The organism is Microbacterium sp. VKM Ac-2870 (assembly GCF_015350795.1).
Taxonomy (GTDB): domain Bacteria; phylum Actinomycetota; class Actinomycetes; order Actinomycetales; family Microbacteriaceae; genus Microbacterium.
Window position 1 is genome coordinate 316,085 of the sequence record NZ_JADKSH010000003.1, and the last position, 20,603, is coordinate 336,687.

At 69.7% G+C, this 20,603-nt stretch carries 17 protein-coding genes; 10 read left to right on the forward strand and 7 right to left on the reverse strand.

Features of this window, described 5'->3' with window-relative positions; genetic code table 11:
- Positions 1 to 5: 5 nt before the first annotated feature.
- From ITJ43_RS08825 to ITJ43_RS08845, 5 genes are read right to left on the reverse strand one after another with little or no spacing between them, the layout of a single operon-like run.
- Positions 6 to 1,175, reverse strand: a complete 1,170-nt coding sequence (locus ITJ43_RS08825) for a thiolase family protein (protein WP_194583470.1) — start codon at positions 1,173 to 1,175, stop codon at positions 6 to 8.
- A gap of 8 nt (positions 1,176 to 1,183) precedes the next feature.
- Positions 1,184 to 2,371 carry a bifunctional 2-methylcitrate synthase/citrate synthase gene (locus ITJ43_RS08830; protein WP_194583471.1) on the reverse strand — a complete coding sequence of 396 codons (1,188 nt, stop codon included), beginning with the start codon at positions 2,369 to 2,371 and terminating at the stop codon, positions 1,184 to 1,186.
- Between the two features lie 47 nt (positions 2,372 to 2,418).
- Positions 2,419 to 3,321, reverse strand: a complete 903-nt coding sequence (prpB, locus tag ITJ43_RS08835; RefSeq protein WP_194583472.1) for a methylisocitrate lyase — start codon at positions 3,319 to 3,321, stop codon at positions 2,419 to 2,421.
- Positions 3,321 to 4,847 (reverse strand): MmgE/PrpD family protein, encoded by a 1,527-nt coding sequence (locus ITJ43_RS08840; protein ID WP_194583473.1) that lies wholly within the window; start codon positions 4,845 to 4,847, stop codon positions 3,321 to 3,323. Before ITJ43_RS08840 ends, prpB begins: the two co-directional genes overlap by 1 nt.
- Complete coding sequence (locus ITJ43_RS08845) at positions 4,844 to 5,473, reverse strand: GntR family transcriptional regulator (protein ID WP_194583474.1); 630 nt, start codon at positions 5,471 to 5,473, stop codon at positions 4,844 to 4,846. Before ITJ43_RS08845 ends, ITJ43_RS08840 begins: the two co-directional genes overlap by 4 nt.
- Before the next feature lie 184 nt (positions 5,474 to 5,657).
- On the opposite strand from ITJ43_RS08845, the gene ITJ43_RS08850 reads away from it, so the two are divergent.
- The 4 genes from ITJ43_RS08850 (at position 5,658) to ITJ43_RS08865 (ending at position 10,454) form a co-directional block, all read left to right on the forward strand.
- On the forward strand, positions 5,658 to 7,037 hold the full coding sequence (locus ITJ43_RS08850; RefSeq protein WP_194583475.1) for an aspartate aminotransferase family protein: 1,380 nt from the start codon (positions 5,658 to 5,660) through the stop codon (positions 7,035 to 7,037).
- The gene (locus tag ITJ43_RS08855) at positions 7,034 to 8,410 is read left to right on the forward strand and encodes a pyridoxal phosphate-dependent decarboxylase family protein (protein ID WP_194583476.1); all 1,377 of its coding nucleotides are present in this window, start codon (positions 7,034 to 7,036) and stop codon (positions 8,408 to 8,410) included. The genes ITJ43_RS08850 and ITJ43_RS08855 overlap by 4 nt, the downstream gene beginning before the upstream one ends.
- Positions 8,411 to 8,592: 182 nt before the next feature.
- The gene (locus tag ITJ43_RS08860; RefSeq protein WP_194583477.1) at positions 8,593 to 9,075 is read left to right on the forward strand and encodes an Lrp/AsnC family transcriptional regulator; all 483 of its coding nucleotides are present in this window, start codon (positions 8,593 to 8,595) and stop codon (positions 9,073 to 9,075) included.
- Positions 9,072 to 10,454 carry an aspartate aminotransferase family protein gene (locus ITJ43_RS08865; protein WP_194583478.1) on the forward strand — a complete coding sequence of 461 codons (1,383 nt, stop codon included), beginning with the start codon at positions 9,072 to 9,074 and terminating at the stop codon, positions 10,452 to 10,454. Before ITJ43_RS08860 ends, ITJ43_RS08865 begins: the two co-directional genes overlap by 4 nt.
- Before the next feature lie 87 nt (positions 10,455 to 10,541).
- Here ITJ43_RS08865 and ald read toward each other — a convergent pair whose 3' ends face one another.
- Positions 10,542 to 11,615 (reverse strand): alanine dehydrogenase, encoded by a 1,074-nt coding sequence (gene ald / locus ITJ43_RS08870; protein WP_194583479.1) that lies wholly within the window; start codon positions 11,613 to 11,615, stop codon positions 10,542 to 10,544.
- 140 nt (positions 11,616 to 11,755) lie between these two features.
- On the opposite strand from ald, the gene ITJ43_RS08875 reads away from it, so the two are divergent.
- The 6 genes from ITJ43_RS08875 to ppsA all read left to right on the forward strand — a co-directional run bounded on the left by ITJ43_RS08875 (position 11,756) and on the right by ppsA (position 19,784).
- Complete coding sequence (locus ITJ43_RS08875; protein WP_228495623.1) at positions 11,756 to 12,229, forward strand: Lrp/AsnC family transcriptional regulator; 474 nt, start codon at positions 11,756 to 11,758, stop codon at positions 12,227 to 12,229.
- A 161-nt stretch (positions 12,230 to 12,390) separates the two neighbouring features.
- The gene (locus ITJ43_RS08880) at positions 12,391 to 13,749 is read left to right on the forward strand and encodes an APC family permease (protein ID WP_194583480.1); all 1,359 of its coding nucleotides are present in this window, start codon (positions 12,391 to 12,393) and stop codon (positions 13,747 to 13,749) included.
- Positions 13,750 to 13,828: 79 nt separating this feature from the next.
- On the forward strand, positions 13,829 to 14,746 hold the full coding sequence (locus tag ITJ43_RS08885) for an ABC transporter ATP-binding protein (RefSeq protein ID WP_194583481.1): 918 nt from the start codon (positions 13,829 to 13,831) through the stop codon (positions 14,744 to 14,746).
- Positions 14,743 to 16,359 carry an ABC transporter permease gene (locus tag ITJ43_RS08890; protein WP_194583482.1) on the forward strand — a complete coding sequence of 539 codons (1,617 nt, stop codon included), beginning with the start codon at positions 14,743 to 14,745 and terminating at the stop codon, positions 16,357 to 16,359. Before ITJ43_RS08885 ends, ITJ43_RS08890 begins: the two co-directional genes overlap by 4 nt.
- Positions 16,360 to 16,507: 148 nt before the next feature.
- Entirely contained in the window at positions 16,508 to 17,326 is an 819-nt protein-coding gene (locus ITJ43_RS08895) for a pyruvate, water dikinase regulatory protein (protein WP_194583483.1), read from the forward strand.
- Between the two features lie 31 nt (positions 17,327 to 17,357).
- The gene (gene ppsA, locus ITJ43_RS08900; protein ID WP_194583484.1) at positions 17,358 to 19,784 is read left to right on the forward strand and encodes a phosphoenolpyruvate synthase; all 2,427 of its coding nucleotides are present in this window, start codon (positions 17,358 to 17,360) and stop codon (positions 19,782 to 19,784) included.
- Here ppsA and ITJ43_RS08905 read toward each other — a convergent pair.
- On the reverse strand, positions 19,724 to 20,482 hold the full coding sequence (locus ITJ43_RS08905) for an MBL fold metallo-hydrolase (RefSeq protein ID WP_194583485.1): 759 nt from the start codon (positions 20,480 to 20,482) through the stop codon (positions 19,724 to 19,726). The two genes, ppsA and ITJ43_RS08905, sit on opposite strands and share 61 nt — an antisense overlap.
- Positions 20,483 to 20,603: the final 121 nt, after the last annotated feature.

Below are 20,603 nucleotides of genomic sequence, written 5' to 3' on the forward strand. Positions count from 1 at the left end.
GTTGCCTAGAGCCGTTCGATGATCGTGGCGTTGGCCATGCCTCCGCCTTCGCACATCGTCTGCAGGCCGTAGCGACCGCCGGTGGCTTCGAGGTTCGCGAGCAGCGTGCCGAGCAGCCGCGTGCCGCTCGATCCGAGAGCGTGCCCCAGCGCGATCGCACCGCCCCAGGGGTTGAGCTTCGCGGCATCCGCGCCGACTTCGGCGGCCCACGCGAGCGGCACCGACGCGAACGCCTCGTTCACTTCGTAGGCATCGAGGTCGTCGATGCTCAGCCCGCTGCGTTCGAGCACGCGGCGGGTGGCCGGGATCGGACCGGTGAGCATCATCAGCGGATCGTCGCCGACGACGGCGAACGCATGGAAGCGCGCGCGGGGCGTGAGACCGAGTTCGACCGCCTTCTCCTCGCTCATGATCAGCGCCGCCGAGGCGCCATCGGTCAGGGGCGACGAGTTGCCCGGTGTGATCCGCCAGTCGATCTCGGGAAAGCGCTGCGCCGCAGCATCGGTCCGAAAGGCCGGCGCAAGACTCGCCAGCCCGGCGACCGTCGTACCCGGGCGCACCGTCTCATCGACCTCGACGCCGTCGATGGGCAGAAGCTGCGAGGCGAACCGTCCCCGAGCGTGCGCCTCGGCGGCTCTTTCGTGCGACTCAGCAGCGAAAGCGTCGAGCTCCTCGCGCGAGAACCCCCAGCGCGCCGCGATCAGCTCCGCCGACACTCCCTGGTTCACGAGTCCGTCGGGGTAACGCGCCTGCAGGCCGGGCGAGAACGGCGAGCCGGCGACCGACGCGGCGGCGCCGAGGGGCACGCGACTCATCGACTCGACGCCGCCCGCGATGACGACGTCGTACTGGCCGGCCATCACACCCTGCGCCGCGAAGTGTGCCGCCTGCTGGCTCGACCCGCACTGGCGGTCGATCGTGGTCGCGGGCACGCGCTCGTCGAAGCCCGCTGCGAGCACGCTCTGTCGCGCGATGTTCATCGTCTGCTCGCCGACCTGACTCACGCAGCCGAGCAGCACATCGTCGATCTGGGTCGACTCGAGGCCGTTGCGCTCGAGCGTCGCCCGCAGCACGTGCGCGGCGAGATCGACGGGATGGATGCCGCTGAGCGCACCGCCCGGCTTGCCCCGGCCGGACGCAGTGCGGACGACGTCGACGATGACGGCGGTGCGCATGGCGGCGCTCAACCCTCGGACTCGGCCGCGCGCAGCGCGATGGACGATGTGCCGACCTCGTCGACGAACCCGTCGATGTGGCGCTCGTCGACGCCGCTATAGGCAGACAAGGGTCGGATGAGGGCGTTGGATGCCGCCTGCTCCATGATGTGCGCCGTCCACCCGACCACCCGCGCCGCGACGAACAGCGGAGTGAAGGTGAGAGTGTCGAAACCCATCAGGTTGTAGGCGGGGCCGGAGGGGTAGTCGAGGTTGGGGTAGATGCCCTTGCGCTCGACGAACTCCCGCTCGAGCGTGGCGTACAGAGCCTCGACATCGGGCCGGTCGTAGTGGGCGATGAGGGTGTCGAGCGCCGCCTTCATCGTCGGCACCCTCGAGTCGCCGTGCTTGTAGACACGGTGGCCGAAGCCCATGATCTTGCGCTTGTCGGCGAGCGCCTGATCGAGCCAGGGGCCGACGTTGTCGGCATCCCCGATCTCGTCGAAGATGTGCAGCACGGCCTCGTTCGCGCCGCCGTGCAGCGGGCCCTTGAGGGCGCCGATCGCGCCGACGACAGCCGAGTAGAGATCGCTGAGGGTCGACGTGATGACGCGCGCCGTGAACGTCGACGCGTTGAAGGAGTGCTCCGCGTAGAGGATCATCGAGCGGTTGAACGCGTCGACCACGACCTCGTCGAACTCGTCGCCGAACGTCATCCAGAGGAAGTTCGCCGCATAGTCGAGGTCGTCGCGCGGAGGGAGCAGCTCCTGCCCGCGGCGGCGACGCTGCCCGTAGGCGACGATCGCCGGAAGGGCGGCGAACAGTCGGATGCTGCGGGCGAGGTTGTCGGCGGGCGACCCGCTGGCATCGAGCACCGAACCCGTGCCGGCGAGATCGCGGGCGCCGAGCACGCTCACCGCAGAGCGCACCTCGTCCATGGGGTGCGCGTCCAGCGGGGTGAGGTCGATGACCGCCTTCACGTCATCGGAGAGCGCGCGGTGCTGCCGCTCGGTGGCGCGCAGTGAAGCGAGCTGTTCGTCCGTGGGAAGTTCGCCGTTCCAGAGGAGGAACGCCACCGCCTCCGCTGACTGGGTGGCCGCCAACTCCTGCACCGGGTATCCGCGGTACAGCAGGGAGTTGGTGTCCGGGTTGACCTTGCTGACGGCGGTGACGTCGGCGACGACACCGGCGAGGCCCTTGTGGATCTGGTCTGACATGACGGCTCCTTTGCTGCCGGACGGGCGTTTCGACGCGAAGGGCGCGCTCAACGGCCGGGAATGGTGAAGGTGAAGACGTTCGAATCGAAGTGGTTGTAGCCCTCGTAGTCGATCAGGTCGTACAGGTCGGCGCGGTGCTGCATTTCACCGAGGCGTGAGGTGAGGTGCCCCTCGTCGTTCAGGGTATCCAGTGCGCTCGACGCCGCGCCCATCGCGATCCGCAGGAGCGACACCGGCCAGATCACGATCTGCACCCCGGCGCTGCGCAGCTGGTCGACGGTGAACAGGTCGCTCTTGCCGAACTCGGTCATGTTCGCCAGCACGGGCACATCCACCGCGGCGCAGACCGCCTCGAACTCCGACAGGTCGCGCATGGCTTCGGGGAAGATCGCGTCGGCCCCGGCATCCACGAGAGCCTTGGCCCGATCGATCGCGGCGGCCAGGCCTTCGACGGCGCGGATGTCGGTGCGCGCCATGATGAGGAAGTTCGGGTCGCGGCGCGCGTCGACGGCGGCGCGGATGCGCTTGAGGGCCGTGTTCTCGTCGACGACCTGCTTGCCGTCGAGGTGTCCGCACCGCTTGGGGTTCACCTGGTCTTCGATGTGGGTACCGGCCAGCCCCGCGTCTTCCAGCGTCTGGATCGTGCGGGCGACATTCATCGGCTCGCCGAAGCCGGTGTCGGCGTCGATGATGGCGGGAAGCTCCGTCATCCGGGCGATCTGCTGACCGCGACCGGCGACCTCGGTGAGCGTCGTCAGCCCGATGTCGGGAAGGCCCAGGTCGGCGCTCAGCACGGCGCCCGAGATGTAAACGCCGTCGAAGCCCTTCTGCTCGATGAGCCGGGCCGACAGCGGGTTGAACGCCCCGGGGAAGCGGACGAGTTCGCCTGCGCGCAGCCGCTCGCGCAGCAGGTGCCGCTTCTCGGACGCGGGTGTCTGGCTGTACAGCATCAGAACAGCCCCCTCGGGTTGGGAACGGATGCCAGCACGCCGGCGCGGGCGACGATGTTGAGCTCGCGCACCTCGTCGGCGGTCAGCTCGGGCAAGCGCTCGGCGAGGGCGAGGAACCGGTCGATCTCGGCGGGCTCGAGCACCGGCTCGGCGAGAAGGCGGAACTTCCTTACATAGTCGGCACGGGCGAAGGGTCGGGCGCCCAACGGGTGCGCATCGGCGACAGCGATCTCGTCGACGATCGTCGACCCGTCGGCGAGTCGGATCTCGACGCGACCGCCGAAGGCTTTTTCGTCGGGATCCTCGGAGTGGTAGCGGCGGGTCCACTCGGCATCCTCTGCCGTCGTGATCTTGCGCCAGAGCGCGACCGTGTCTTCTCGCGCCGCACGCGCGGGCAGGTACGAGTCGACGTGATGCCAACCGCCGTCTTGCAGGGCGACCGCGAAGATGTACGGGATCGAGTGGTCGAGGGTCTCGCGTGAGGCCTTCGGGTCGTACTTCTGCGGGTCGTTCGCGCCCGACCCGATGACGTAGTGCGTGTGGTGGCTCGTGTGCAGCACCACGCTCTCGACGTTCGCGGGATCGGTCAGTTCGGGGTGCGCACTGTGGAGCTTGCGGGCCAGGTCGATCCAAGCCTGTGCCTGATACTCGGCCGAATGCTCCTTCGTGTACGAGTCGAGGATGGCGCGCTTCGGTTCGCCGCGTGCCGGCAGGGGCACGTCGTACGCGGCATCCTTGCCGTCGAGCATCCACGCGATGACGCCGTCTTCGCCTTCGTAGATGGGCGACGGCGAGGTCTGTCCCCGCATCGCCCGGTCGACGGCCTCGACGGCCATCTTTCCGGCGAAGGCAGGAGCGTGCGCCTTCCACGTGGAGATCTCACCCTTGCGCGACTGCCGTGTCGCCGTGGTGGTGTGCAGGGCCTGCGCGACCGCCTGCGCGATCGTGTCGGCGTCGAGGCCGAGCAGCGTGCCGATGCCGGCCGCGGCCGACGGGCCGAGGTGGGCGACGTGGTCGATCTTGTGCGTGTGCAGGCTGATGGCCCGCACGAGGTCCATCTGGATCTCGTAGCCGGTCGCGATGCCGCGGACGAGGGCGGCACCATCGGCGCCCGTGTGCTGGGCGACCGCGAGGATCGGCGGGATGTTGTCGCCCGGGTGCGAGTACTCGGCGGCGAGGAAAGTGTCGTGGTAGTCGAGTTCACGCACGGCCACCCCGTTGGCCCAGGCCGCCCACTCGGGGCTCGTGAGCGTGTCGTTGGGTTCGCCGAACACCGTGGCGCCGCGGCCTCCGCGTGAGACCGGGTGGTCGAGCGCCTGCGCGCGGGCGGCCGTCACGGGGTCTCGGGTGAGGGATGCCGCGGCCACCGATGCGTTGTCGATGACGCGGTTGATGATCATCTCCACCACGGCGGGCTCGACGGCCACCGGGTCGGCGGCGACCTCGGCGATCGTGTGGGCGAGCTGGTCTTCTCGGGCGAGGTTCTCGTCGCTGCGGTGCACGCGGACGTGGTGGGTGACGGTCATGGGTTTCCTTCCAGAGAGGCGAGGATCGCGGTGAGCGCGTTGTGCAGGTGGACGTGGGTGGCGTGAGCGGCCAGCTCGGCGTCGCCGGCGGCGACCGCCGAAGCGATGAGGCGGTGCTCGGCGACCGAGACGGCGAGCCGCTCGGGATTGTCGCGGGCGAGACGGCGCACCCGCACGAGATGCGTGCGGACGTTCTTCAGTGCCGACGTGAGGTAGCCGTTGGCGACGGCACCATCCATCGCCTCGTCGAAGCGGGCGATCAGGGCGTAGTAGGCGTCGGGATCGGCCGCGGCATCCGTGCCGGCGAACTCGTCGGCGAGGGCAGCGAAAGCCTCGCCGTCGCCCGAGCGCACAGCCAGGCGCGCGGCGGTCTCCTCCAGTGCGCGCCGCACCTCGAACAGCTCGCGGATATCGCCGGCGTCGAGGTCGCTCACGACCGTGACGCGCGGCGACGGCTGTACGACGAGCCCGTCGGCGATGAGGCGGCCGAGGGCTTCGCGCAGCGGCGTACGACTGACCCCGAGACGCACAGACTGCTCGACCTCGCCGAGTACCGCGCCGGGGGCCAGCGCGCCGGACTGGATCTCATCGAGAAGGGCGCGGTAGGCACGATCACTCGCACGCATGTCGACTCCTCTCGCCTTCCGAGTGTATACACAGAAAGGAGCTGAGAGCCATGAATCGTCGATGTGTGGTTGTAATGCATACAGAGAAGGAATCCCGAGACTCGGCTGGCGCCGAGTAGGCGCAGACGACAGCGAGGTGGGTAGGGTCGGATTCCGCAGCAACAATCGACGATCGGGAGACGCCATGACCACCATCCCCGCAGCCGACGCCGCCGCCGACGCGGCCGTGCGCGGCGACGACCGTGCGCACGTCTTCCACTCCTGGAGCGCGCAAGCCCTCATCGACCCGGTGCCCGTCGCCGGGGGCGACGGCGCGACCTTCTGGGACTACGCCGGCAACGCGTATCTCGACTTCTCATCGCAGCTGGTCAACCTCAACCTCGGGCACCAGCATCCCGACCTCGTGGCGGCGATCCAGCGGCAGGCCGCGCGGCTGGCGACGATCCAGCCGTCGATGGCCAACGACACCCGGGGCGAGCTCGCGCGCCTGATCAGTGAGATCGCGCCCGACGGCTTCTCGAAGGTGTTCTTCACGAACGGCGGGGCGGATGCCAATGAGAACGCCGTCCGCATGGCGCGTCTGGTCACCGGCAAGCGCAAGGTGCTCGCGATGTATCGCAGCTACCACGGCAACACCTCGACGGCGATCACGCTGACCGGCGACCCCCGCCGCTGGGCGAACGAGCCGGCCGACGCCTCGGTGGTCCACTTCTTCGGGCCGTACGCGTACCGTTCGCCGTTCCACTCCGATTCGCCAGAGCAGGAGACCGAGCGTGCGCTCGCCCACCTCGAGCAGACGATCATCCTCGAAGGCGCCTCGACGATCGGCGCGATCATCATCGAGTCGGTCGTGGGCACCAACGGCGTCCTGATCCCGCCGCCCGGCTACCTGCCGGGCGTGCGCGAGCTGTGCGACCGCTACGGCATCCTGTACATCGCCGACGAGGTCATGGTCGGCTTCGGACGGCTGGGGACGTGGTGGGCGTTCGAGAATTTCGACGTCGTCCCCGACCTCATCACGTTCGCGAAGGGCGTGAACTCGGGCTACGTGCCGTTGGGCGGCGTGGTCATCTCCGATGAGATCGCGGCGCACTTCGACACCGTCGCTTTCCCGGGCGGGTTGACGTACTCGGGTCACCCGCTCGCCTGCGCGCCCGGAATCGCGACCTTCGAGGTATTCCGCCGCGACGGCATCCTGGAGCGCGTGCGCGACCTCGGCGAGCGCGTCGTCCGCCCACGCCTGGAAGAGATGGCCACGCGGCATCCGTCGGTCGGAGAGGTGCGCGGGCGGGGCCTGTTCTGGGCGATCGAACTGGTGCGCGACCGCCAGACGCGCGAGCCGCTCGTCCCGTTCAACGCCGCCGGGGCGGATGCCGCGCCCATGACGGCTTTCGCCGCCGCGTGCAAGAAGGCGGGGCTCTGGCCGTTCACGCACGTCAACCGGGTGCACGTGGCGCCGCCGCTGATCATTCCGGAAGACGATCTCGTGCGCGGACTCGACATCATCGATCGCGCACTGGAGGTCACGGACGCCGCCGTTTCCCACCCCGAGGAGCAGTCATGACCGACGCCGCCCGCATGCACGACGTCACCGCCGAGACCCGCAGGATCGTCGATCTCGTGCTCGACTACTCGCGCGAGCGGCTCCTGGCAGAGGACACTCCGCTCGACAAGCCCCTGCCCGCCGCCGAGCTCAGCCGACTCGCCGGACGCACGATCTCGGAAGACGGGCTCGGGGCGGAGCGCGCGCTCGGGGTCTTCACGCACGTCCTCGCCCCGGCCTGCATCACCACCGATGATCCGCGCTACCTGTCGTTCATCCCGACCGCGCCCACGAAGGCCGCCGCCGCGTTCGACCTCGTCGTGTCGGCGAGCGCCCTGTACGGCGGCTCGTGGCTGGAGGGTGCCGGCGCCGTCCATGCCGAAAACGAGGTGCTGCGCTGGCTCGCCGACGAGTTCGGGCTGCCCGCCACCGCGGGCGGCGTGTTCGTGCAGGGCGGGACCCTCGGAAACCTCTCGGCCCTCGTCGCCGCCCGCGAGGCGGCGCGCGCCCGCCGCACCGAGGCCGGAGGACCCGCCCCCGCACGATGGGCTGTCGTGTGCGGTTCACAGGCGCATTCGTCGATCGCCTCCGCCGCGCGCGTGATGGACGTCGACGTCGTGACGGTTCCCACGGATGCCGACGGCGTGCTCCGTGGCACCGAGGTCGCCGCTGTGCTCGCCGACGTGCACGAGCGTGTGTTCGCGGTCGTGGCAACCGCGGGATCCACCAACTTCGGCATCGTCGACGACATCGCCGGCGTCGCGGCTGCGGCGCACGCCCACGACATCTGGCTGCACGTCGACGGCGCCTACGGCCTTGCGGGCATGCTGTCGCCACTCGCCCGCCACCTGTACGACGGCGTCGAAGAGGCCGACTCGGTGATCGTCGACCCGCACAAGTGGCTGTTCGCGCCGTTCGACGCGTGCGCGCTCATCTACCGTGACCCCGAACAGGGCCGCCGCGCGCACACCCAACACGCCGAGTACCTCGACACCCTCACCGACCGCTCCGACTACAGCCCCTCCGACTACGCGGCGCACCTCACGCGGCGTGCGCGCGGACTGCCGCTCTGGTTTTCGCTCGCGACGCACGGCGCCGCCGCCTACCGCGAGGCGGTCAGCGCCTCCATCGTGCTGGCGCGCCGCATCGCCGACGAGATCGCGAATCGGCCCGGCTTCTCGCTCGTGCGCCAGCCCCAACTCGGAGTGGTGGTCTTCGAGCGCGCCGGCTGGACGAAGGCCGAGTACGAGGAGTGGTCGCAGCGGCTGCTCGATGTGCAACACGCGTTCGTGACGCCCTCCAGCCATGAGGGACGGGCGAACGCCCGGTTCGCGATCCTCAATCCCCGCACCACGTTCGAGGACCTCGTCGGCATCCTCGACACCATGGAGTGAAGACGGCGGTTCTCCGACTCAACAGATTCGGACAACGGCAACGGATTCGGATGCTGGCGCTCGCGGCATCCGAATCCGTTCACCACACCCGAATCTGCGCCCGCAGCGCGCCGCCGACCAGACGGTTGGACTTCTGAATCACTCTTGATCGTTTGCCGCGACGATTGATATCGTCGCGAATCATGACTCAGACGACGGAAAGCGCGCCTTCACGCCGCCACCCTTTGGATGCGGCAGCCAAGGCGATCATCGAGCAGCTGCAGGAAGACGGCCGCCGCCCCTACGCCGAGATCGCCAAGGCAGTGGGGCTCAGCGAAGCCGCAACGCGCCAGCGCGTGCAGAAGCTCGTCGACCAGGGCGTGATGCAGATCGTCGCCGTCACCGACCCGCTGCAGCTCGGTTTCGCCCGCCAGGCGATGATCGGCATCCGCGTCGCCGGAGACACTCGCGGCATCGCCGCGCAGCTGTCGACCCTGTCGGGGGTCAGCTACGTCGTGTCGACGGCAGGCTCGTTCGATCTGCTCGTGGAGGTCGTCTGCGAGAACGACGACGACCTCATGGACCTGCTCAACGAGCAGATCCGCGCCTTTCCCGAGGTGGTCTCGACCGAGACCTTCGTCTACCTCAAACTCCACCGTCAGCTCTACAACTGGGGGACACGATGAACATCGACGACGCCGCTCTGCAAGCGAAGGCCCGCGACCACCTCTGGATGCACTTCGCACGCCAGTCGGTGATGACCGAGGGCTCCGGAGTGCCCATCATCGTCAAGGGCGAGGGCCACCACATCTGGGACTCGCGCGGCAAGCGCTACATCGACGGGCTCGCGGGCCTGTTCGTCGTCAACGCCGGCCACGGCCGCTCCCGTATCGCCCAGGCCGCCGCGAAGCAGGCGGAGGAGCTCGCGTTCTTCCCGCTCTGGTCGTACGCCCACCCGTCGGGCATCGAAGCCGCCGACCGCATCGCGAACCTCGCGCCCGGCGACCTCAATCACGTCTTCTTCTCCACCGGCGGCGGCGAGGCGGTCGAGACGGCCTTCAAGCTCGCCAAGCACTACTGGAAGCTGCAGGGCAAGCCCGCCAAGCACAAGGTCATCTCGCGCGCTATCGCCTACCACGGCACGACCCAGGGTGCCCTCGCGATCACCGGCCTTCCCGTGATGAAGCACATGTTCGAGCCCGTCACCCCCGGCGGCTTCCGGGTGCCGAACACCAACTACTACCGCGCCGCGGAGTCGGGCTTCGGTGGAGGGACGCCCGAGGAGTTCGGCCTGTGGGCGGCAGACCGCATCGAGCAGATGATTCAGTTCGAAGGTCCCGAGACGGTCGCCGCCGTGTTCCTCGAGCCCGTGCAGAACGCGGGCGGCTGCTTCCCCGCACCAGCGGGCTACTTCCAGCGCGTGCGCGAGATCTGCGACCGCTACGACGTGCTGCTCGTGTCGGACGAGGTCATCTGCGCGTTCGGCCGGCTCGGCCACTACTTCGGCGCGCAGGCATACGACTACCAGCCCGACATGATCACGTTCGCCAAGGCCGTCACGAGCGGGTACGCGCCCCTCGGCGGCACGATCGTCAGCGACCGCGTCTACGAGCCCTTCGCCCACGGCGACCTGTCGTTCCCGCACGGCTACACCTTCGGCGGCCACCCCGTCTCGGCCGCCGTGGCGCTGGAGAACCTCGACGTCTTCGAGGAGGAGAAGCTGCTCGAGAACGTGCGCGAGAACTCCCCCGTCTTCCGCGCGACGCTCGAGAAGCTGCTCGATCTACCCATCGTGGGCGATGTGCGCGGTGACGGCTACTTCTTCGGCATCGAGCTGGTCAAGGACAAGGCCACGAAGGAGACCTTCGACGACGCCGAGTCCGAGCGGTTGCTGCGCGGTTTCCTCTCCAAAGCGCTGTTCGATGCGGGGCTCTACTGCCGCGCCGACGACCGCGGCGACCCCGTCATCCAGCTCGCCCCGCCGCTGACGATCGGACCCGCCGAGTTCGACGAGATCGAGCAGATCCTGCGCTCCGTGCTGACGGAGGCCTGGAACCGCCTCTGACCGGGATCACGAGCTGCGCAGAATGCGACGAACTCCGCATCCGATCGCGTGATCGGATGCGGAGTTCGTGCGTATCTGCGGCGTTCGTCACGCCAGGATGCGGGTGTCCACCACCTCGCCGCCGCGGATCGACAGCCCTGCGCGCAGCGAGGCGTCGGCGGCGAGGGCGGCGTCGGTGCCCAGGTCGGCGAGCGCGAGCGTGTAGCGCAGCGTCGCGTTGGTGAGCGCCAGCGTCGAGGTGAGGGGCACGGCTCCCGGCATGTTGGCGACGGCGTAGTAGATCGCGTCGTGCACGCGGTAGGTCGGGTCGGTGTGCGTGGTCGCGTGCGTGCCTTCGAAACAGCCGCCCTGGTCGACGGCGATGTCGACGAGCACCGAGCCGGGGCGCATCCGTTCGACCATGTCGAGGGTGACGAGTTTGGGTGCTGCAGCTCCCGGCACGAGCACCGAACCGATCACCAGGTCGGCGTCGGCGACGAGCTCGCCGATCGTCGAACGCGTCGAGACCCGGGTGTCGACGCGACCGTCGAAGCGCTCGTCGAGGCGGCGCAGCTGCGGGATCGACAGGTCGACGATGGTCACGTGCGCGCCCAGGCCCACGGCCATCTGCGCCGCGTGCGTTCCGGCCACGCCGCCGCCGATCACGACGACGCGCCCGCGCGGAGTGCCGGGGACCCCACCCAGCAGGATGCCGCGCCCACCGGCAGGCCCGAGCAACTGCTGTGCGCCGGCCTGCACCGACAGGCGACCGGCGATCTCGCTCATCGGAGCCAGCAGCGGCAGCGAGCGGTCGGGTAGCTGCACGGTCTCATAGGCGATGGCGGTGGTCCCGGCATCCAGGAGTGCCTGTGTGAGCTCCGGCGCCGCGGCCAGGTGGAGGTAGGTGAAGAGGGTGAGGTCTTCACGGAGCAATCCGTACTCGGGCGCGATGGGCTCCTTCACCTTCACCAGCAGGTCGGCCGACCCCCACACCTCGGCGGCGTCGGCGACGATGTCGGCGCCGGCCGCGGCGTAGGCGTCATCACTGAAGCCCGATCCTTCACCGGCACCGCCCTGAATGCGCACCCGGTGCCCGCGGGCCACGAGCTCGTCCACGCCCGTAGGCGTCATGCCGACGCGACGCTCGCTGTCTTTGATCTCTGCGGGAACACCGATGATCATGGGCGGGACTCCTTCGAATTCGTCCGCGGGATGGTGATGGAGCGGTGCGGCGCGATCACGATGTCAGCCCCGCCGTCGTGCAACAAGAGCCGCCGAAGAATCGGCGATATCGGCGACCTCCATCGAACTAGGATCGGCCCATGCCCAGCATGAGCGCGAACGATTCGATGGATGCCGCAGACCTCCGACTGATCGACGAGTTACGCGCCGATGCGCGCCAACCCCTCAGCCGGCTGGCGACGACGCTGGGACTTGCGGCATCCACCGTGCACGCGCGCATCTCGCGGCTCGTCTCCCGCGGGGTGATCCGCCGCTTCACGGTCGACGTGGACCCCGCCGCGCTGGGCTATCGCACCGAGGCGCTGGTGTCGGTACGCATCCGCCCGGGCGCCCGGGCGCAGCTGACAAGGTTCGCCGAAGAGCTGCGCACCCACCCCGACGTCGCCCAGTACTTCTATGTCGCCGGGGCCGAAGACTTCGTGATCCACTTCCGCGGGCGAGACAGTGCGGACCTCCGCGCCTTCGTCACCGACCACTTGTCGACACACTCCATCGTCGCAGCAACCAACACGAGCCTCATCTTCGAGCGCACCGACGGGCTGCGCGGGGTCTGAGCCCGCGTCATCGGACGAGATCGAAACGCTATACAGACGAAACAGGCCGCCCCTAGTATTCGAGCACCCGAAACACCTCATCATCAGGAGGAATCACGAACGAGTCACTCGCCGCCACGTCGGCATCCTCTCGCTCCGCCACCCTTGCCCGCTCGCTGGGGGTGTGGTCGATCGTCGGCCTCGGCCTCGGCTACATGACGCCCACGGTCGTGTTCGACACCTTCGGCAACGTCGCCGTCGAGACCAACAACGTCGTCCCCGCCGCCTACGCCCTCGCCCTCATCGTCATGGGCTTCACGGCGATCAGCTACGGCAAGATGGTCGGGGTCATCCCGAGCGCCGGCTCCGCGTACACGTACGTGCGCGAGTCGATGCATCCGAGCCTCGGCTTCCTCGTGGGCTGGACCTCGCTCATCGACTACCTGCTGTTGCCGATGGTCAATGCACTCATCCTCCGCAGCTACATGGAAGCGCTGTTTCCCGACATCCCGGGCTGGGTCTGGGTGGTGGCCTTCACCGCAGCGGTCACCGGCATCATCTACCTGACGATGCGCGGCACATCCAACGTGAACATGATCCTGCTCATCTTCTCGATCGTCGTGATGGCGGTGTTCGTGGTGATGGTGATGGTGCAGCTGGCGCAGGGCGCCGGGTCAGGCACGGTCGCCTCGGTGCAGCCGTTCTTCCACCCCGAGGTGGAGTTCGGCGCGGTGCTGGCCGGCGCGACCATCGTCTGCTTCTCGTTCATCGGTTTCGACGCCGTCACGATGTACGCGGAAGAGGCCAAGAATCCGAAGACGATGCCCCGAGCGATCCTGCTGACGGTGCTCGTCGGCGGCGCGATCTTCCTCGTCGCGGCATACTTCACGCAGCTGAGGTTCCCGTCGAGCGATGCGTTCCCGCCGGAGGCGATCGCCGACTCGACGCTGCCGGAGATCGGCTCACAGGTCGGCGGCATCGTGCTGCAGTCGGTGCTGACCGCGGCGGGGTTCGCGGCGACGCTGGCGTCGTGGCTCGCCTCGCACGCCTCGGTCGCCCGGATGCTGCTCGTGATGGGGCGCAACGGCGTGCTGCCCAAGAGGTTCTTCGGCTACATCAGCCCGCGCACCCACACCCCGGCCTTCACGGTGGTACTCGTGGGCATCGTGAGCCTCGCGGCGATCGCCTTCACCCTCGATCAGATCGTCGACTACATCAACTACGGGGCACTGATCGCCTTCACGTTCGTGAACATCTCGGTGATCGCCTGGTTCGCCGTGCGCCAGGGACGCCGTCGCACACCGCGCGACATCATCAACTACATCGTGATGCCCGCGATCGGCATGGCGCTCACGGGGCTGTTGTGGGTCAACCTCGACGACCACGCGCTGACCGTCGGCCTCATCTGGACCGGTCTGGGCGTGCTGTATCTCGTCGTCCTCACCCGCGGCTTCCGCCGCCCGGTCGTGTCGTTCGACGAGAACCAGCCCGTCACCGGCTTCAACAAGATCATCGAGCCGGGACCGCGCTCGCAGATCTGAGCGCCGTCCCCGACGCACCGGGGGAGAGGGTGGGTGTCGCATCTACCGCGGCTCCCGCCCTCGGCGTAGCATCCGGCGCATGACCGCCGTCATCCGCACCGACGCCCTCACGAAGCAGTACGGCCGCGTGCACGCCCTCGACGGGCTCGACCTCACGGTCGACGAGGGCCAGGTGCACGGCTTCCTCGGCCCCAACGGCGCCGGCAAGTCCACCACCATCCGCATCCTGCTGGGGCTGGCGCGGCCGACGTCCGGCACGGCGACCGTGCTCGGGGGCGACCCGTGGACGGAGGCCTCCCGCCTGCACCGCCGCATCGCCTCCGTCCCCGGCGATGTCAGCCTGTGGCCGAACCTGTCCGGGGGCGAGGCGATCGACCTGCTCTGCCGTCTGCGCACGGGCGGCGGCGGGGCGGATGCTGCGGTACGACGCCGGCTGTGCGCGGACTTCGATCTCGACACCCGCACGAAGGGCCGCGCGTACTCGAAGGGCAACCGTCAGAAGGTGGCGCTCGTCGCGGCCTTCGCTGTCCCCGCCGACCTGTACGTCTTCGACGAGCCCACGAGCGGCCTCGACCCCCTCATGGAGGTCGTCTTCCGTCACGAGGTCGCCCGGGTGCGGGATGCCGGGGCCACCGTGCTGCTGTCCAGCCACATCCTGTCGGAGGTCGAGCTGCTGTGCGACCGCGTGTCGATCGTGCGCGGCGGGCGCATCGTGGATGCGGGGACGCTCGCCGAGATGCGCCACCTCACCCGGACAGAGGTGTCGTTCGTCGCCACGGATCGTGCGACGCTCGCGGCGGCGCGCACGGTGCCCGGCGCCGAGGACGTCACGCAGGCCGCGGGGCGCATCTCGCTGACCCTCGCGAGCGACGCCGTCGCGGCGGCGCTGCCGCGGCTGGGCGCGCTCGGCGCCGAAGGGCTTCGGGTGGCTCCCCCGTCGCTCGAGGAGCTGTTCCTTCGCCACTACAGCCCACAACCGGCGGGAGGGCCGCGGTGACGACGCTGGCTCCGCTCCTGCGCCAACGGCTGCGCCGCGACGCCGTGCAGCTGAGCGTGTGGATCGGGGGCACCGCCACCCTCGCCGCGGCCGGCTATCCCGGCGTGCGCGGCTCGTACGGCGACGAGCAGGAGCGCGTGGCGCTGTTGGCGACGGTGATGGCGAATCCGGTGATCCTGCTCTTTCGCGGGCTGCCGTCGGGGGCGGGCGAAGCGCAGATGGTCGCGTTCCTCCTGCTGCCGTGGCTCCTGCTCCTGGGAGCACTGATGAGCTCGTTCCTCGCGGTGCGCCACTCCCGCGGCGACGAGGAGGAGGGTCGTTTGGAGCTGGTGGCGGCGACGCCGGCGGGCCGGTCCGTCCCACTGGCGGCGACGGCGGTGCACGGGGCGGTCGCCGCGGCGGTGCTGGGGGTCGCGGTGAGCGCCGTGTTCGTCGCCAGCGGCGCTCCCGCCCTCGGATCGGCGCTGGTCGGGGCTGCCTGCCTGGTCGTGGCGCTCGTCTTCCTGGGCGTGGGTCTGGCGGCTGCGGAGCTCCTGCCCACCGCGCGCGGCGCGAACAGCCTGTCGGTCTGGGTGCTGCTCGGGTGCTTCGTCGTCGCGGGCGTCGGCAACGCACTCGGCACGCCGAGCGACGATCTCACGCGGATGACGAGCTCGGGCCTCGCCTGGGCGTCGCCGTTCGGTTGGGCCGAGAACGTCCGCCCCTTCGACGCCGACGATCCGCGACCCCTGATCGTCGGCGCGCTGGTCGCGGCGGTCCTGATCGGCGCAGCGGCGGCGCTGCACGCCCATCGCGACCTCGGGGCCGCCTTCCTCCCCGAGCGGCGCGGTCGCGCACACGCCCGCCCCGCCCTCGGCTCCCATCTGGCGCTCGTCGCCCGCCAGAGCCTGCCCTCCGTCATCGGCTGGACGGCGGCGGGGGTGCTCGTCGGCGTCCTCTCGACCTCGCTGGGCTCCGTGGCCGGCCGGATCGGCGACGACAACCCGGCGGTGACCGCCATCCTGCAGGCCCTCGGCGGCGCCGGCGCGGATCTCGCGCGGGGCCTCGTCGTGGTCTTCTTCGTGATGCTGGGCGTCTTCGCGGCGTGCGCGGCGACCCAGACCGTCGTCCGCGCCCGCCAGGACGAGACCCGCGGCACCGCCGAGCTGCTGCTGTCGTCGGGGGTCGCACGCCTGCGATGGCTGGGCGATCACGTCGTCGTCGCGCTGGTCGCGGCGACGCTCACCCTCGGCGGCGGCGTCCTGGGTGCCGCCGCCGGCGCCCAGGCGGCGACCGACGGCGCGGGGCTGGTGCGGGATGCGGCGATCGCGGGGGCGGGCCAGCTCGTACCCGCCTGGCTCTTCGCGGGGCTGGCCGCCGCCCTCGTCGTGGTTCTGCCGCGACTCGCGCTCCCGACCGCGTGGGCCCTCGTCGCGATCGGCGCCGAGGTGGCGCTCTTCGGCCCGCTCTTCGGGATGAGCGCGGCGCTCGTGGACGTCGCCCCGTTCGCGTCCGCGCCGGTACCGACGTCCGACGGCGTCGATCTCCGCGGCATCCTGCCCCTCGCTCTCGCCGCCGCCCTCGCCGTGGTCGCCGCCCTGCTGGCGATGCGGCGCCGCGACCTGCGCACCTGACGGCCGCGCCCGATCGCGACTTCCTGCCGGATTCGCAAGATCGGGAGTTCTTTACGAGTCCAGCACGGAGAGGGAAGGTTCATCTTTCGTAGCCTCGAAACAACCGGTCGATCGGCCGGTCTCCCCCAAGGCGACGAGGAGCACCTGCGTGACCCCCACGACGCCCCGCGCCGCCTACTTCGTCTCCGACTCCACGGGCATCACCGCCGAGACGCTCGGCCGCGCGCTGCTCGTGAACTTCCCCGGCGTCACGTTCCGCCGCCACACCGTGCCGTTCGTCGACTCCGCCGAGGGCGCCGCCGCCGTCGCCCGCGAGATCGACCGCGCCGCGGAGGCGGGTGAGGAGCCGATCGTGTTCCACACCGTGCGCTCCCCCGCGGTGGCCCGTGTGCTGGGCGGAGCCCGGGCGACCCACATCGACCTGCTGAGCGGTCACCTCACCGAGCTCGAAGCGGCGCTCGGGACGACGGCATCGGAGCAGCTCGGCTCGTTCCACACCGTCGGCGATACCGAGCAGTACTTCGCCCGCATGCGCGCCGTCGAGTACGCGATCGAGCACGACGACGGCCAAAGCATGCGCGCCCTCGACCAGGCGGACGTGCTGATCGTCGCTCCCTCCCGCTGCGGCAAGACGCCGACGACGATGTACCTCGCCCTGCAGTACGGACTGCTCGTCGCGAACTACCCGCTGACCGACGACGACTTCCCCACGGACGGGCTGCCGCGGGCCGTCGCCCCCTATGCCGCGCGCTGCTTCGGCCTCACCACGACACCGCTGCGCCTCAGCCAGGTGCGCCACGAACGGCGCCCCGACTCGACCTACGCGAGCCTCGCGCAGTGCACGCTCGAGCTGCGCCGCGCCGAGGACCTCTACCGCCGCACCCACATCCCGTTCGTGAACTCATCGACCAAGAGCGTCGAGGAGATGTCGGCGGTGATCATGCAGTCCCTCAAGCTCCGCACCTGACACCTCTTCACCTGACCGGAAGGCACCCGATATGAGCAGCATCCTCTGGTTCGATCAGCTCGGCATGGCAGACATCCCCGCCGTGGGCGGCAAGAACGCATCGCTCGGCGAGATGGTGTCGCATCTCGCGGCGCTCGGCGTGAGCGTGCCTGGCGGCTTCGCCACGACCGCCGACGCGTATCGGGAGTTCCTAGCGGAAGGCGGGCTGCGCGAGCGGATCGCGGCGGCCATCGCGGACGTGGACGTCGAGGACGTCGCCGCGCTGACCCACGCGGGCACGCAGATCCGCGCGTGGATAGAAGAGCAGCCGTTCCCCGCCGCACTCGAGGCCTCGATCCGCACCGCCTACGAGCAGCTCGCGGGTGAGAATCCCGAGGCCTCCTTCGCGGTGCGCTCGTCGGCGACGGCGGAGGACCTGCCCGACGCGTCGTTCGCCGGCCAGCAGGAGACGTTCTTGAACGTCGCCGGCGTCGACAACGTGCTGGCGGCGATCCGCTCGGTGTTCGCCTCGCTGTACAACGACCGGGCGATCGCCTACCGCGCCCACCACGGCTTCGACCACGACGAGGTCGCGCTCTCCGCCGGCATCCAGAAGATGGTGCGCTCCGACGTGGGAGCGGCGGGGGTCATGTTCACCGTCGACACCGAGTCGGGGTTCGAGGATGCCGTCTTCATCACGAGTTCGTACGGGCTCGGCGAGGCGGTCGTGCAGGGAGCGGTGAACCCCGACGAGTTCTACGTGTCGAAGGTGGCGCTGCGCGCCGGGCGTCCGGCGGTGCTGAAGCGGTCGGTCGGCGAGAAGGCGATCGCGATGCGGTACACGGATGCCCGCGAAGCGGGGGCGTCGACGCGGTTCGAGGACGTCGCGGCATCCGAACGGCGCCTCTTCTCGATCGACGACGCCGACCTCGTCGAACTCGCCCGCCAGGCGCTCGTGATCGAGGAACACTACGGCCGGCCGATGGACATCGAGTGGGGCAAGGACGGGATCGACGGACGGCTCTACATCTTGCAAGCGCGCCCGGAGACGGTCGTCTCGCGGGTGGAAGTCGGCGTCATCCGCCGTTTCGTCCTCGGCGCGCGCGGCGAGGTCGCGACGGCGGGCCGCGCGATCGGCCAGCGCATCGGTGCGGGACCCGCGCGGGTGCTGCGCAGTCTCGACCAGATGGCCGACTTCCGGCCGGGCGAGGTGCTGGTCGCCGACATGACCGACCCGGACTGGGAGCCGATCATGAAGCGCGCGAGCGCGATCGTCACGAACCGCGGCGGTCGCACCTGTCACGCCGCGATCATCGCACGCGAACTCGGCATCCCGGCCGTCGTCGGCACGGGGGATGCCACGTCGACCCTGGCCGACGGCGATGAGGTGACCGTCTCGTGCGCAGAGGGTGACACGGGATTCGTCTACCGCGGCATCCAGCCGTTCGAAGAGGAGGTCACGCGACTGGATTCCATGCCCGAGGCGCCCGTGAAGATCATGATGAACGTGGGGACGCCCGACCAGGCCTTCTCGTTCTCGCGGCTGCCGCACCGGGGCGTGGGACTCGCGCGTCTGGAGTTCATCATCAACCGGCAGATCGGCATCCACCCGCGCGCGCTGCTCGAGTTCGACGAGCTCGACGGCGAGCTGCGAGAGCGCGTCGCGGAGGCGACGGCGGCGTACGAGTCGCCGCGCGACTACTTCGTGCGGCGCGTCGCCGAGGGCGTGTCGATGATCGCGGCGGCGTTCTGGCCGGAACCGGTGATCGTGCGCCTCAGCGACTTCAAGTCGAACGAGTACGCGAACCTCGTCGGCGGGGAGTTGTACGAGCCGCACGAAGAGAATCCGATGCTCGGCTACCGGGGCGCGTCGCGGTACATCTCGCCCGACTTCCGCCCCTGCTTCGATATGGAGTGCGAGGCGCTGCGGTTCGTGCGCGACGAGATGGGGTTCACGAACGTGCAGGTCATGGTGCCGTTCGTGCGTACCGTCGGCGAGGGGCACGCGGTCGTCGAGCTGCTCGCCGAGAACGGCCTGCGGCGGGGCGAGAACGACCTCAAGGTCATCATGATGTGCGAGCTGCCTTCCAACGCGCTGCTCGCCGACCGGTTCCTGGAGTTCTTCGACGGGTTCTCGATCGGCTCGAACGACATGACACAACTGACCTTGGGCCTCGATCGCGACTCGGGGCTCGTCGCGTCGACGTTCGACGAGCGCGATCCCGCGGTGCTGCGCCTGTTGTCGATGGCGATCGCCGCCTGCCGCACGGCCGGCAAGTACGTCGGTATCTGCGGGCAGGGCCCGTCGGACCATCCCGATCTGGCGGAGTGGCTCGTGGCGGAGGGCATCGAGTCGGTGTCGCTCAACCCCGACACGGTCGTCGAGACGTGGCTGCGGTTGTCGAAGACGGCGGCGGGTCAGAGCGCCAGTGGCACGCCCGCTGCCGGCACGAGCAGTCTGTCGGCGAGCCCGGCGTAGGCGAACTCGCGCTCGAGGCGCTCGCGCGTCTCGGAGAAATGGTGCCACCCCTCGGCGTGCACCGGAACGATGACCGCCTCACCGAGCGCCCGCGCCGCCTCGACCGCGGTGCGGGCGTTGAGGGTGAGGTCGCTGTCGCCGAAGCGGCCGACGTTGGCGGCGCCGGTGAACAGTACGGCGATGTCGACGGGTCCGACGCAGTCGACGATATCGGCGACGAGCGCGGGCGACGCGTTGTCTCCGGAGACGTAGACGACGGGCTGGTCGGGGGCGCGCAGGACGAAACCGGTGACCGGTCCGGAGAGCTCCTCGGCGCCCTCGGGCCCGTGGAGGGCGGGGACGGCGGTGATCTCGACGTCGCCGACCGTGGAGGTCTGCCAGGCTTCGAGGCCGTGGACTCCGGGGATGCGGGCCGACGCGGTGGGCGTGGAGAGCACGGCGCCGGCGCGCGGCAGAAAGGCGCGGCCCGCGGCATCCAGGTTGTCGGGATGCTGATCGTGCGACAGAAGTACGACGTCGATCCCGCCGACCTCGTCGGCTGTGAGCGCCGGGCCGGTGAGTTTGTGCAACGTGACGGCGCCGGAGGGATAGTCGCCCGGGGCGTCGAACGTCGGGTCGGTGAGCAGGCGGATGCCGGCGTACTCGAGAATCGCGGTCGGGCCTCCGACAAGGGTGAGCACAGGGCGCGAAGTGGTCATGGTGCCATTCTCGTCGCGGTGGCGCTGCGCCAGGCCCGACGAACTCCGCAGGATGTGACGTACTCCGCACCCGATCACCCAGATGGATGCGGAGGTCATCGATTTCTGCGGAGTTCGTGCG